The sequence below is a fragment of the Christiangramia sp. genome (genome assembly GCF_029937855.1).
GTDB lineage: Bacteria > Bacteroidota > Bacteroidia > Flavobacteriales > Flavobacteriaceae > Christiangramia.
In genome coordinates, this window is sequence record NZ_JAPYPC010000014.1 from 46,098 (window position 1) to 60,423 (window position 14,326).

Here is a 14,326-nt window from a genome sequence, read left to right on the forward strand (position 1 = left end):
CATACACACTATCTACCCATTTTTTTTGCTGAAGATAATCTTCTGCAAACAATGGATTTTTAGTCTGTGAAATTCCTGAAAAGGAGATAAGTAAGAAAAATAAAAATGCGTAAAACCTTTGGGCTTGCTTCAACTTCATTAATTCAGAAAACGTTTATGCCAGCTTTCAGATGCCGGAACTTCCCAGTCTGAAAGGTATTCGGCTTTATTATTTACAAGATTATTAAAAACGATCGTGTTTGGTGACACCGCCTTTTCTTTGGCCATTTTCCTAAAATCGGTAAGGCTTTTATATGCGACAAATTCTCCCTGCTTATAAGATACATTCATCTTATCTAAAAGATCAACGTTATAATCTTTCTCTAATTGTTGAATAAATTGAACGGAAGCATCTATAGAGCATCCAGAAGCAGCATTTAACTGCTGATCCAGACCTATCGTGATAAAACGCCTGTATTTTATATCGTAAGAAGCTTTTAGATCGGCTCCATGGGCGGTCCACTTCTCGATGAAGATATCTAACTTATTTGAAATTTCCTGAATTTCTTCTTCTGTAAAAGACCTGTTTGCCTGATAAATCCACACTCGGGAACTATCGGGCAGGCTTTCAAAGGGTACTAACATAAGGGCTAAAATTGAGTTGTTACAAATCTAATTTATTTAGCCTTCAGGTCAAATATAGTACCGGGATTTAACTTTTAGAATTTCATCTAGAGATCTTCTGCGCTGGCGATCATTTCAGCAACGTCCATTACCGCCACACTGTCTTCTTTCTCCTTGTTTTTCACACCGTCTGTCATCATCGTATTGCAGAAAGGACAACCCGCAGCAATAATTTCAGGCTTTACTTCTAGTGCCTGCTCCGTTCTTTCAATATTTACATCTTTATTTCCCGGTTCCGGCTCTTTAAACATCTGTCCGCCACCAGCACCGCAACATAGACCGTCTTTTTTGCATTTACGCATCTCCACAAGCTCTACTTCAAGTTTTCTTAATAGATCCCGTGGTGCTTCATATTCATTATTTGCACGACCTAAATAGCACGGATCGTGAAATGTGATTTTCTTACCCTTAAATTTCCCGCCTTCAACTTTTAATCTGCCTTCGTTCAAAAGCGCTTTCAAAAATTGAGTATGGTGCATCACTTCGTAATTCCCACCTAAAGCAGGATATTCATTCTTTATGGTATTAAAACAGTGTGGACACGCGGTAACCACTTTTTTTATTTCGTATCCATTGAGGACTTCAATGTTAGTGGCTGCCTGCATTTGAAACAGAAATTCATTTCCGGCCCTTTTTGCAGGGTCACCTGTACAGCTTTCTTCAGTTCCTAAAACAGCAAAATCTACTCCGGCTTTATGAAGTAACTTTACAAAAGCCTTACTGATCTTTTTAGCTCGATCATCAAAACTTCCGGAGCAACCAACCCAGAATAAGACTTCGGGCTTTTTACCTTCCGCCATATATTCGGCCATTGTAGGAACCTTTAGTGCTTCTGCCATATTGTTGATCTTTATCTTATTCTTTAATTCTTAATTTTTTTCCTGTGCCCAGTTCAAACGATCCATCTGATTATAAGGCCATGGAGCTCCGTTATTTTCGATATTGGTCATCGCAATGGCCAATTCGTTTGGTGCGGCACTTTCTTCCATTACCAGGTATCTTCTCATATCTACAATGATAGACAGAGGATCTATCCCTACGGGACAAGCTTCTACACATGCATTACAGGTAGTACAGGCCCATAGTTCTTCTCTTAAAATATAATCATCCAGCAATTTCTTGCCATCATCTTCAAATTTCCCATTCTTATTAATGAGTTCTCCTACCTCCTCAACCCTATCGCGGGTATCCATCATAATCTTTCGAGGAGATAGTTTTTTTCCTGTCTGATTAGCAGGGCATTCAGAGGTACACCGCCCACATTCAGTACAGGTATATGCATTTAATAACTGTACCTGGTTTAGATCAAATATATCTGAAGCTCCAAATTTTTCAGGTTCGCCTTCGTCTTCCCCTTCAGCCGGAGCCGCAAAAGGATCAGCATTTGGATCCATCATGAGCTCTACTTCTTTTTTAACAGATTCCAGATTATCAAATTTTCCCTGTGGTGTTAATTTTGACAAATAAACATTTGGAAAGGCAAGGATAATATGCAGATGTTTGGAATAGTAAAGATAATTTAGGAAAAATAAGATTCCTAAAATATGTAACCACCAGGCGGTTCTTTCAATAATGATTAATGTTGCATTGCTGAAACCATCCAGCAGCGGCAACAAAAACTGACTCACAGGAAAGCTTCCCATAATTCCTGCTTCTGAAGCATAGTGATCTGCACCGTTTAATTGCAATTGGTAATCGGCCGCATTCATGGTAAGAAACAGGATCATCAGTACCATTTCAAAATAAAGGATATAATTGGCATCATTTTTAGGCCATCCCTTTAATTCCCTGGCTAAAAATCTTCGAATATTATTTATATTTCGTCTTATCCAAAAAATAACCACTCCTACAAAAACTAATAAGGCGAGTATTTCAAAGCTGGCAATAAGGATATTATAGAAGCCTCCCATAAAAGAGAAAATTCGGTGGGTACCAAAAATCCCGTCAATAATGATTTCAAGGACTTCAATATTGATGATAATAAAACCAATGTAAACGATAATATGAAGAATTCCTGCAATAGGCCTTTTTACCATTTTGCTTTGACCCAAGGCTATTCTCGCCATTTTGCCGAAGCGTTCCCCGGGATTATCTGAACGATCAACTTCTTTCCCAAGTTTTATATTTCGAATTACTCGTCTAATGTTCCTGGCGAAAAAACCAATTCCTGCCACGAGGGCAATTACGAAAAGGATTTGGGCAGCAATTTGCATGGTTGGTTATTTTAGAGAATCTTTCGGCTCGTCATATGGACCCGGATTTTTACCAAATACGGAAAAATGAACATATCGTTTAGGATTCAACTTGATATCCTGTAATAATTCTTCAAGTTGTTTGGTGGCCCTATCCAGATTATTATAAACGGCGTCATCATTAATAAGTTTCGCAGCAGTTCCTTCTCCATTATTTAGTTTATCTGAAACTGCCTCAAAGTCTGCAATTACCTTTTCAAGATCGTTGGTGATCTTGTTAATATTCATATTGGTAAGCGTATCTGAAAACTTATTGAAATTGGTAGACATTTCATCAAGATTGGTAAAAGTCCTGTCCAGTTTTTCAGAATTACCCTGAACCAGCCCCTGTAGTTCGTTAGCGGTTATCTTAAAGGAAGAAACCGTAGCATCAAGATTTTTAAAAGTACCTCTAATGTTATTTCTGGTAGAATCATCTAAAATTTCTGAAATTGCGGTTAACATGGAATCGGCACTTACGATAGTTCCTTCCAGTTTATTTTGGAGCGGTGTAAGCCTGTCATTGACCAGCTCCATGATACCTTCCTCCTTATCGCCTGGAAGTGTATCCCCAGATTTCGCCATTCCAACTTTAGCATCATATTCCGGTACAATGGCTAAAGATTTCCCGCCAATAATACTTCCTCCATATATCTGAGCCCGGCTATTTTTAGAAAATTGAAAATCTTTTTTTATCGTAAAGCTTACGATTAGGTCTCCCGAATTATTCAGAAAGTCTATTCCTGTAATCTGCCCAACTTTAAGTCCATTAATAGTGACTTCTGAAGATGGGGATAATCCCTCAACATCCTCATAGACTGCATAGAAGGTTCGACTGTTATCCAGCAGATTTTCCCCCTTCAGAAAACTATACCCGAAAATTAAAATAACTATAGCAGTAATAGCTAATAAGGCAGTCTTGACCTCTCTGGAATATTTCAAAAGCAATTTTTTTAATGAATACGCACAAATTTAGAAATAAAAATAGAAAAGCCGTTCTATTTAAGCTTAGATTTTAACGCGTCATTAACCGTTATTTTTTGATCATCCTTAAAAGCAACTATATAACTTGTTGAATATCCTTTCTTTATAGCATCCTGATGTAACTGCTGTATTTTCAAATAATCAGAGGTTTCTCCATAATAGTACTTGTATAATTTTCCTTCTTTAGCCCGGTCTACGTTATTGAGGCCTTTAAAATTATAGGGTTTGGGATCTATTTTTTTTGAACCAGCCGCTAACTGAATCCTAAATAACACGTCCTCATAAATTTGAGAAGTTGGTTTGTGGGCTGTTTCATTATTACTTAAAGGATGGCTCTTTGCAATACTTTCCAGAAGATTAAGGTTAATAGTATGGCTATATTCTATAATGGCAGCGGTGATCGCCCTGGCCATATCTTCCTGACCTCTATTACTGTTCAAATAGGGCCCTTCCTGATTGTTGGTTAAAAAACCTGTTTCTACCAGTACACTGGGCATGTAAGTTTGATGCAAAACTATCAATCCCATTTGCTTTACCCCCCTATTCTTTCTTTTAAGATCATTGGTAAACTCTTTTTGTACCATATCTGCCAGGAGGATACTTTGATCCAGGTATTCTTCCTGCATAATAGTGAGTCCTATAAAAGACTCTGGTGAGTTGGGATCGTAACCTTCATATTTAACCTCGTAGTTCTCTTCCAGGTAGATTACCGAATTTTCCTTCTTGGCCACTTCAAAATTTGTTTCATTCCTGTTGAGTCCAAGAACAAAAGTTTCGGTTCCCGAAGCCTGTGAATTATGAGAGTTACAATGGACAGATACAAAAAGATCTGCATTTGCTTCGTTTGCAATCCTTCCTCTTTCAAAAAGTTCTACGAATACATCTGTTTTTCGGGTATAGACAACTTTTACTCCGTCATACTTTTCCAGGGCTTTTCCTATTTTCAGGATAATACTCAAAGCAATATCCTTTTCTTTAAATCCATTACCCATGTTACCAGGATCCTTACCTCCATGGCCTGCATCTAAAACCACTACAAATTCTTCTTTTCCCGGTGGGACTTCTGCGGAAAAACCGGTACTGGAAAGACTGAATAAGATAATTGTGAATACGAAAAGTTTAAGTAAGTTCGTTCTCATAAAAAGCTAACGCTTATGTGTGGTGAATATTTTAATTGATATTTTTGCTGCACTCTCAAAACTCAGCTTAAAAAATATATGTAATTTTGAATTTGCAAAAAGCAAGCCAATCTGTACAAAAATAGCACTTAAAGCATTGCAAACAAATATCCCGAATAGTCTTTTTTGCTTAGTTTTCATGCTGCTCTTTTCCCACGTTTTATACCCGCAGGAGGTCGAAACTTCATCTATTCCTGTGCCCGCGGAAAAGGATACCATAGCCCCTGCCATAAATGCACAGGAAATATCCCAGCAATTGCAATTACAGGATACTGTGAAAACAGACAGCCTTAGAAGACCACAATTTTTAACTGATATTGTTGACTATACCGCTAAAGATTATATGAGACTGAGTCCCAAGGAAAATAAAATGTACCTGTATAATGAAGCCAAAATCATTTATGGTGATATGACTATAGAAGCGGGACTCATTATTATTGATAATGCGAAGAATGAGGTCTACGCCTATGGAATCCCTGATTCTACAGACACCTATTCACAGGCTCCCATCTTTACTCAGGCTCAACGAACAGTAGAACCCGACTCCATTAGATTCAATTTTGACACGCAGAGAGCACTGGTATATAATTCCCGCACCCAGGAATCTGAGTTTAATGTTAAGGGAATGGTGACCAAACGGGAGAATGACTCGGTGTATTTTATGAAAAACGTACGTTTTACCACCTCTGAAGATGTAGATGATCCCGATTATTTCTTTTATGCCCGAAGGATAAAATTTGTTCCGGATAAGAAGATCGTATCCGGTCTGGTAAATATGTATATCGCAGATGTACCCACTCCGCTTGGTTTGCCTTTTGGTTATTTCCCGCTGACAGATGAAGAAACTTCAGGTTTCATTATCCCGTCTTTTGGGGACAGTCAATTTGGTTATAATCTACAAAATGGCGGTTATTATTTCGCGATTAGTGATTATGTAGATCTATTAACCCTGGGTAGTTATTACACCAATGGTTCTTATACTTTGGAATTTTCTTCTAATTATGCCAACCGATACAAATATAGAGGGAATGCCAGGATACGATATGAAAAACTTTTTAATAGCCAGCGTGGGTTTCCAGATTTTAGTGAACGTTCAAGTTATAATATTCAATGGTCCCATAGTCAGGATGCTAAAGCCAATCCAACTTCGAGATTTTCAGCCTCTGTAAACCTGGGGAGTAGTGAATATTATCAGGAATCGATAAATCAGGCTAATCAGGGAAATTATTTAAACAACACCTTAAGTTCCTCGGTTTCATATAGCAAGACCTTTGCAGGAGAACCTCAGGTAAACCTTAGTCTTGCCGCTAGACACTCTCAAAATACAAGGACAGGTGACGTAAACCTTAGCCTACCTACCCTACAGTTAAGTATGTCTCGAATTTATCCGTTTGCACCTCAGGGAGGAGCCAAGAATGGAATAATTGAAAATATTAATTTACAATACAGTTTAAGAGGAGAAAATCAAATAAATACTGTTGACTCCCTATTTTTCAAACCTGAAATGTTTGATGCTGCCAGGTTGGGCGCTCAACATTCTATTCCTATTTCTACCAATTTTAAAATCTTTAAATTCTTAAGTGTTAGTACAGGAACCAGTTATGAAGAGACCTGGGTTTCTAAAACCTTCGAAAGGAGCTTTGATCCTACTTTAGACGAGGTGGTGATTGACACGATTAGCGGATTTGATTCTTACAGAACCTATAATTTTAATGCGAGTATAGGTACTACCGTATATGGTTTAAAGAATTTTGGAAAGGATAAGAAAATACAAGCGATTAGACATGTAATGCGTCCTTCTGTAAGTTATAATATTAATCCTGCTTTTGATCAGTTTTATGATTCGTATGGAGTACCTGATCCTTTAGACGAGAACCAGATAGAACTTGTGGATTATTCAAGATTTGACGGCACACTCTATGGTGCGCCCGGAAGAACTTTTTCCAGTGCTCTTGGATTTAGCCTCAGTAATACTTTTGAGGCAAAAGTGAGAGATAAGGACAGTACTGCAACAGAACCTAAGAAGATAACGCTCTTAAATAATTTTAGCCTTAGTACCAGCTATAATCTTGCCGGGGATTCTCTTAAATTATCCCCTATCTCTGTAAGAGGTTCCATTCCCATTATTCAAAAAAAATTAGATATAAATTTTGGTGGTAGCCTGGATCCTTATGCTTTGGATAATAACAATAGAAGGATTGATAAACTGAATATTGAAAACGGAGGGAGTCTTTTCAGGCTTACAAGCGGTAGTGTTAATTTTGGATATTCCTTCTCGAATAAAGATTTTGAAGGTAAGAATGAAGAAGATACCGATGAGATGGACAACGAAACTTATAGAAATGGAGGTAGGCCAGATGATCTATTTGGCAAAGGAATGGGGCTGGATGGGGATTTATTTGAAGATGAACCATTTGAGGGAGATGAAGAAGAAAATGAAAGTGAATGGTATAATTACACAATTCCCTGGGATGTTCGACTGGCCTATTCAATGAATTATTCGAACAGAACCAGACAAAGTGAAATTTCAGCTCATTCCATCATGTTCAACGGAAATGTAGAGCTTGCCCCTAAATGGCAGGTGGGGGTTAGTTCGGGATACGATATTGTGAACAATGGTGTGACCCCTACGCAGTTTAGATTTCAGAGAGATTTAGACAGTTTTACGATGAGCTTCAGCTGGGTACCCTTTGGCCCTAGAAGATCCTGGAATTTTTTAATCAGAATTAAATCCAGTATCCTGAGCGATATTAAATACGATAAACGAAGAGCTCCAGATAGGAGGTTGTAGTGAGTTTTGAGTAAATTACTATTTCTTAATAAGAATAAGGACAGAAAAAGTTTTCTTTAAAAAATTTCTAAATCAATTAAAATGAAAAAAGTTGTAAAAACAGAGAATGCGCCTGCACCTATCGGGCCATATAATCAGGCGATATTGGCGGGGAATACGCTATACATTTCTGGACAGATCGCATTAGACCCTGGAAGCGGTGAATTAAAAATTGATGATCTTGAAGAGGAGACTGTACTGGTTTTAGAAAATTTAAAAGCTATTCTAAAAGAAGCCGGGTTAAACCTTAACCATGTAGTAAAAACCTCTATTTTTATTAGTGATATGAATAACTTCGGAAAGATTAATGAGGTTTATTCCCGTTATTTCAATGCAGATAATGCCCCGGCACGCGAAACTTTAGAAGTAGCAAACCTTCCAAAATTTGTAAATGTGGAGATTAGTGCAATTGCGGTGAAATTCTAGTTAAGCCAAACCTTTAATCAGCAATCTGGCTGTTGCAGGATTGGTTGCTAAAGGAACATTATGCACATCACATAACCGCATTAACATAAAGATATCTGGCTCATGCGGGTGCTTATCCAACGGATCCCTGAAAAAAATAACCATATCTACCAAGCCTTCAGCAATCCTGGCGGCTATCTGAGCATCACCTCCCAAAGGGCCGGAAAGCAACTTTTCTACCTCATACCCTGCAGCCTCAGTTTTGGCTCCTGTGGTTCCAGTGGCAATGATTTTTAATTGTTTAGATTGAAGTGTCTCGCGGTTCTCATTAAGAAACTGGACCATTTCAGGCTTTTTCCCATCGTGGGCGATAATAGCGATCGTTTTCATCTGTTTTTATTTATTCTTTTTATTGTCCCGATGCAATTCGTAAATTTTTATATATGTAGATATCGGAAATTTTGGTTCCTATCCTATTAGGTAGATAATATTTCAGAAATTCTTAGTAGATCTTTGTTTATGTTATGCTTTCCTTTTAAAGCCTGGTCAAGGCTACAGGACTCCATTTCATTGTTCAGCATTCCTACCATAAGGTCTTTTTTACCATCTAATAGTAATTCCACCGCTTTAACCGAAAGTCGGCTTGCCAATACCCGATCAAAGCAACTGGGTCTTCCCCCTCTTTGTATATGTCCCAACACCGTAACTCTGGCATCGTAATAAGGAAGGTTCTTCTTAACATATTCAGCGAGCTGAAAAACATTTTTCCCAATCTTATCACCTTCAGAAACGACTACGATACTGGAAGTTTTTCCTGCTCTTCTACTTCTTTCCAGAGAATCTAATAATCTTTCTAATCCGAGATTTTCTTCGGGAATAAGAATTTCTTCAGCACCTGCACCAATACCGCTATTCAGCGCAATAAAACCAGCATCACGACCCATCACTTCCACAAAAAACAACCTGTTATGGGAACTTGCCGTATCCCTTATTTTATCAATGGCTTCCACCACCGTATTTAAAGCTGTATCGTAACCTATCGTATAGTGAGTGCCATAGATGTCATTATCTATGGTCCCGGGTACGCCAATTACAGGAATCCCATGTTCCTGGCTCAATACCTGCCCCCCTCGAAAGGTACCATCTCCACCAATAAGGATCATGGCATCTACATTTGCTGCTTTCAAATTTTTAGCGGCTTTCGCCCTTCCCTCTTCAGTGAGAAATTCTTTTGAACGTGCAGATTGTAAAATAGTTCCTCCCTGATTCACAATATTACGAACACTTCTGGCATTCATATTTATAGAATTCCCGTTGATCATTCCCTGAAATCCCTGGTAATATCCTACGCAATCTGTATGATAATAAGCACAGGTCCTTACTACTGCCCTTATTGCGGCATTCATCCCGGGAGCATCACCTCCAGAAGTCATTACTCCTATTCGTCTTATTTTGTTACTCATAAAAAATCTTATTGAAATTTAAATCTACAAACTATATTTCAGGAAGCAAGTATGTATCCCTGTTTACCCCAAAAATATAGGGAAAGATTAGAAAGAAAATTAATCGAATAATAAACTTTCAATTCTCATCTGCTTCAGGAAAGTTTATATAATCTGGCGCAAGTGATTTTGCTGATTCCTTTCTTTCTTCTTCTTCTTCTTCTTCTTCTGAATTAGATTTAGCAATCTCGGTATTGGCAATCTTTCGGATCAATTCTTTGAAGGTATTAAAATCTACGTTGTAAGATAATCCTACCCCCTGCGTAAAACCTATCTCCTCCCCTATAAACTGAATATTATTTTCCCTATTAAATACCTTAGCTCGAAGTGTTCCATCTTCATTCAGTAAAAATTCTATTTCCAGGTCTCCAATAATCACCGATTCTGTTACCCCGCCTATAGGAACTCCTACCTGACCATTAATAATCACCCGGTCTGAAATCTGGGTAGAAAGGGTTAACCCAAACCTATCTACGGTTTGTTGATCTGGAGTACGATCCCCCTGCACATAATTCACCCCAACCTGAAATTTACCATCATCATCTGCAAAGATATCATTAACGATACTCGAGGCACGTTCAGCAAGTGTTCCATAAATTGCAGCTCCCCGAAGACCAAACTCACTATAAAAGGTACCCTGGGTAACTAGAAATAGTGCCTGCAACTCGGTAGTTGCACGGTCATCGATTCTATATTGTAACTCTGATTTTACTGTAGAACTGGCATTAGGAAAATCTATTTCAAAACCAATGTCCGGCTGTTCAATTTGTCCCTGAAGGTTGATTACCACTTCCACGGGGATTTTTCTATTAACAGATGGGTTTTCCAGCAAGACCGCGGGATTTGCATTTAAGGAATAAATAGCACTTACATCTAATTGGGCATCTGTAGGATCGCCATCCCAATTGATACTACCACCAGATTCAACCGTAAAAACTTTTTGAACCAGACCGGCATACTTAAAGTTATAAACACCTTCATAGACTATAAAATCGCCCCACATATTGAACTTACCATTGGTGTTTATTTCAAGCAGAAGGTTACCGGAGCCACGACCTCTTAGGGTACTGCCACTGGTTTTATCTACCACAACTTCTACTTCAGCATCATTAGTAATATCCAGGTCGAAGATCATCTCTATTCCCTTCACCTCTGGTAATTCCAATTCTTCACCAGCCAGTCTTGCTGCTTTTTCTTCAGGGCTTAAAAATCTTATAAACGAATTATCACCTACAGATTCTGTATCGCTCAAAGGGATTTTAAAAACAGTGCCTCTTTCAGTAGCGGCATTCACATCAATAATAAGCTCATCTGTAGGGCCTTTTATACTTGCTTCCCCATCAATAAATGCAGTTCCATAATAGAGGGCATCTTCATCTGCTTCTGTATCCAGTACCAGGAGTCGGTCTGAAGTAAGGGAGAGATCAAGAAACCATTTTGAAAAATTACGGTGCGAAATAATACCATCTAAAACTCCCCTGGTATTATATTTTGTATCAATAATATCAATATTATCAAATACAAATTGCTGCTTGGTAAGGTTAACTCTGGCCTCATCCTGGAAATCAAGATCTACGTTTAAATATGGGATTTTAAGCCCGGCTTTGTTTAATCTTAAACTCCCCGAAAAATCGGGATTTTTATAATTACCCGTAACGAATGCACGACCCGATGCAAAACCTCTGATATCAGTAAGCACGTCTGCTCCCAGCGCTGTAAAAATAGACATATTAAGCCTGTTAAGGTTTAATTCAAGGTCTATGGCAGGTTCACTTCCGCTAACATCAATGTTACCAATTGCTGAAAGGGACTCCAGGCCTTCTTTTTGCAAAACGGAATACACAGAATAATTGGTAAGATCGGTATTTCCTTCAACCTCCATTTTAAGATTTCCCATGTAGGTGTCGTTTACCTTTAGTGAATCTATCTTAAGATTGGTATTGGGATAATAGGCGCCTTCTTCCTGAAGCAGATCCAGGTCACCATTTAAAGTACCAGCAAGATCCAGACTATCAATTTCAGGAGTTATTTTACCAATATCCACATTCTCAAATTTCATTTTGAAATTTTTATAGGTAGAATCCCTCATTTCTCCACTTAAGCGTATTTCTTCGTTTTGATGGCTTAATACCAGAGAATCTATTTGCAGATCTCTAAAATTGTTGTCAAAAATAATTTTATTGCTGCGATCCCTGTCTTCATTTAGATACCAAACCTTATCCTTGAATTTTAAATCGGATTGCTGAATTCCAACCACCGATTTATTGTTTTCATTTATCGTATGGAAAAGATTCAAATTAAAGGCATCATTATTATTTTTTCCGCCTTTAAATTCTGAACGAATAAAAAGGGTATCCCTTTGCGTTACATTGATAAAACTGAATTCAGAAAAATTATAAAAATCGGTCGCTACACTATCAGCTTCAAAGAAAGTATTATAGATAGGATTGGTATTATCTACCTGCAGGTTGATCTCTTCGGCCATATTATCAAAAAGATCAATTCTGGGTGATTTAAAAGTCAGTCGGAATTCCGACTCGTCCGATTCTACCCTTCCTCGGATAAAGGTGTTTGGGGCCAGTTCTATTTCAGGATAAAAAACCTCCACGATTTGATTATAAATATCAAAATCGAATTCCATGTACTGATTCGTCGTGATAGTCTTCGGTTGATAGTTGGTATAAATACTACCAATCGAGTTTTCTACAAGTGCCCCCACTTCATTCAGTTTAAAAATACCGGTCACTTCCCCATTGATCACATCAGGAGAATTTATAGTAATTGTTCTAACCGGGCCTTCAAAACTGGAGGAGACAGTTAAATCATCAAAATAATAAAGATCGTTTTGATTCTTATAAGAAGTATTCAGGAGCATTATATTTCCAAAGGCATTATCTATGGTGGTTCCCTTCATGTTCATGATCACATCTCCCTTAAAAACTGAAATGCTATCCCTATTTACAAAATTTAAGGTGCTGAGATCTGCATATTCTATAGAAGCTTCAAAATCATAAACGTTAATATCTTTAGATAAATCTGCCAGCCCGTTGAATTCCATTTGCAGATTAGGGTCATCAGAAACAAAATACCCATTGAACAAAGGGGTTCTAAGATTTCCTATTACCCGAATATTAGAATAGGTATATTTATTATATGTGAATTTTGAAATAGTACCTTTTAGCTGTGTGTTGAGATCTTCGCTGGTTAAACCGCCCCCGTCAAAATTTAGATTGAAACTGGTTTTTCCAAGTTGGTCATTATCTATTAATCTTCCAAGATTGAAGTTTTTGAAGATCAGTTTTCCCTGGTAAGTAGATGCCGAAGAATTATTAAAGTTACGCAACTCAAAATCGGCTTCCGCAGAACCTAACTGGCTGGTTAAATAAACATCTGCGTCCAGGGAAGAATTGGTTACCAGCGTATTTCCTTTCATGTTCACATTCCCAAAATCCCGGAGCGATTCTGGCAATTTACTCAATAAAGCATCGGGAAGGAAATTCACCATATCGTAATAATTGGTATTAAAATCTGAATAACTTCCATTCAAACTAAAATCTCCCGACTGCTTTGAAAATGATCCTTTAACCTGAAATTCACCATAAATCTCTGTTCTATCCAATCCCTGAAGCCTGAAATTGGCCAGATGAAAATCATTGAGAGTTCCTGTAAGTTTTGTTTGAAATTTTAATAACTGGTCATCTCCAAAACCGTCATAAAATGCTTTTAGATCGTTACTGGATAAAGTACTTTCTCTAAAATCTGCCTCTACCTGAACCAAATTCTCAAAATCGGAAAAATCTGAAAGGTTATAATTAAAATAAAGATCAGCATCAATTAATGAACCTGGGGTTTGAAGTTCCATATTTACCAGGTTCATCTTATTTGGGTCATAATGGAACTGAGTAGAGAGGTTTTCTATTTCTATTCCACGGTGTTCATATCCTTTTAAACTACCAATATTTATATCTATATTTTCATCATTTATTAAAAGTTCATTGGCATATATGTTCAGGTTATCTATCACCAACACATCCTTTTTATCAAGGTTTTCATCAAAGTAACTATATTTGCTGTTGAGAATTTGAACGTTTTCAGCACGCAATTCAAAATGGGAAGGATTACCGGTAGGCTCTTTCCTTAGCTTCTCTATAAGAACGCCCAGATTATCTTTATCTTCATTTTTATAGCGCCTCATCTGCATATTTAATCCTTCAATCCGGGTATCTACTAAATTAGGAGAATTGTTGATAAGGTTGGTAAAGCTAATGATGGAAGAACGTATCTCTTCAGCAGTTAATAAGGTATCCTTATGATGATCTTCCACATATACCTCGTTGAGTTTTATATCTCCAAAATAGCCAAGGGAAACCCTGCCAATGGAGATATTCACATCATTCTTTTCACGAAGGGAGTCGGTAAGCCTTTTTGCCACAGAGGTTTGTACGGCAGGGATAGAAAAAACTATCAATAAAATAATGAATAACAAAACGAGGGCTACCAGCGTTTTAGTTAGTATTTTCAATAATTTTTTGA

At 37.6% G+C, this 14,326-nt stretch carries 10 protein-coding genes; 2 read left to right on the forward strand and 8 right to left on the reverse strand.

Annotation, left to right across the window (positions count from 1 at the left end; translation table 11 throughout):
- Positions 1–138 precede the first annotated feature (138 nt).
- From Q1K34_RS09220 to Q1K34_RS09240, 5 genes are all read right to left on the reverse strand, one after another.
- Positions 139–624, reverse strand: coding sequence for an ABC transporter ATPase (locus tag Q1K34_RS09220; protein WP_300437585.1), 486 nt, complete (start codon positions 622–624; stop codon positions 139–141).
- A gap of 86 nt (positions 625–710) precedes the next feature.
- Positions 711–1,502, reverse strand: coding sequence for a (Fe-S)-binding protein (locus Q1K34_RS09225; protein WP_300437588.1), 792 nt, complete (start codon positions 1,500–1,502; stop codon positions 711–713).
- 30 nt (positions 1,503–1,532) lie between these two features.
- Positions 1,533–2,876 (reverse strand): (Fe-S)-binding protein, encoded by a 1,344-nt coding sequence (locus Q1K34_RS09230; protein WP_300437591.1) that lies wholly within the window; start codon positions 2,874–2,876, stop codon positions 1,533–1,535.
- Between the two features lie 6 nt (positions 2,877–2,882).
- A complete protein-coding gene (locus tag Q1K34_RS09235; protein ID WP_300437593.1) occupies positions 2,883–3,836 on the reverse strand; it encodes an MlaD family protein in 954 nt (317 codons plus the stop codon).
- A gap of 56 nt (positions 3,837–3,892) precedes the next feature.
- Positions 3,893–5,017, reverse strand: a complete 1,125-nt coding sequence (locus tag Q1K34_RS09240; RefSeq protein WP_300437596.1) for an N-acetylmuramoyl-L-alanine amidase — start codon at positions 5,015–5,017, stop codon at positions 3,893–3,895.
- A 178-nt stretch (positions 5,018–5,195) separates the two neighbouring features.
- Between Q1K34_RS09240 and Q1K34_RS09245 the strand changes: the two genes are divergently transcribed.
- Together Q1K34_RS09245 and Q1K34_RS09250 are read left to right on the forward strand one after the other, a co-directional pair.
- Entirely contained in the window at positions 5,196–7,847 is a 2,652-nt protein-coding gene (locus Q1K34_RS09245; protein ID WP_300437599.1) for a putative LPS assembly protein LptD, read from the forward strand.
- Between the two features lie 81 nt (positions 7,848–7,928).
- Positions 7,929–8,312: a RidA family protein gene (locus Q1K34_RS09250; RefSeq protein WP_300437601.1), complete on the forward strand. Its 384-nt coding sequence runs from the start codon at positions 7,929–7,931 to the stop codon at positions 8,310–8,312.
- On the opposite strand, the gene Q1K34_RS09255 is transcribed toward Q1K34_RS09250, so the two are convergent.
- The 3 genes from Q1K34_RS09255 to Q1K34_RS09265 form a co-directional block, all read right to left on the reverse strand.
- Complete coding sequence (locus Q1K34_RS09255; RefSeq protein ID WP_300437604.1) at positions 8,313–8,681, reverse strand: methylglyoxal synthase; 369 nt, start codon at positions 8,679–8,681, stop codon at positions 8,313–8,315.
- 86 nt (positions 8,682–8,767) lie between these two features.
- The gene (gene pfkA / locus Q1K34_RS09260) at positions 8,768–9,754 is read right to left on the reverse strand and encodes a 6-phosphofructokinase (protein ID WP_300437607.1); all 987 of its coding nucleotides are present in this window, start codon (positions 9,752–9,754) and stop codon (positions 8,768–8,770) included.
- A 118-nt stretch (positions 9,755–9,872) separates the two neighbouring features.
- Positions 9,873–14,315 (reverse strand): translocation/assembly module TamB domain-containing protein, encoded by a 4,443-nt coding sequence (locus Q1K34_RS09265; protein ID WP_300437610.1) that lies wholly within the window; start codon positions 14,313–14,315, stop codon positions 9,873–9,875.
- Between the last annotated feature and the right edge of the window lie 11 nt (positions 14,316–14,326).

What these genes read in the sequence shown, in the direction of transcription:
- Q1K34_RS09220 (WP_300437585.1), bottom strand. Translation starts at nt 624, where the DNA reads ATGTTAGTACCCTTTGAAAGCCTGCCCGATAGTTCCCGAGTGTGGATT.
- Q1K34_RS09225 (WP_300437588.1), bottom strand. Translation starts at nt 1,502, where the DNA reads ATGGCAGAAGCACTAAAGGTTCCTACAATGGCCGAATATATGGCGGAA.
- Q1K34_RS09230 (WP_300437591.1), bottom strand. Translation starts at nt 2,876, where the DNA reads ATGCAAATTGCTGCCCAAATCCTTTTCGTAATTGCCCTCGTGGCAGGA.
- Q1K34_RS09240 (WP_300437596.1), bottom strand. Translation starts at nt 5,017, where the DNA reads ATGAGAACGAACTTACTTAAACTTTTCGTATTCACAATTATCTTATTC.
- Q1K34_RS09245 (WP_300437599.1), top strand. Translation starts at nt 5,196, where the DNA reads ATGCTGCTCTTTTCCCACGTTTTATACCCGCAGGAGGTCGAAACTTCA.
- Q1K34_RS09250 (WP_300437601.1), top strand. Translation starts at nt 7,929, where the DNA reads ATGAAAAAAGTTGTAAAAACAGAGAATGCGCCTGCACCTATCGGGCCA.
- Q1K34_RS09255 (WP_300437604.1), bottom strand. Translation starts at nt 8,681, where the DNA reads ATGAAAACGATCGCTATTATCGCCCACGATGGGAAAAAGCCTGAAATG.
- pfkA (WP_300437607.1), bottom strand. Translation starts at nt 9,754, where the DNA reads ATGAGTAACAAAATAAGACGAATAGGAGTAATGACTTCTGGAGGTGAT.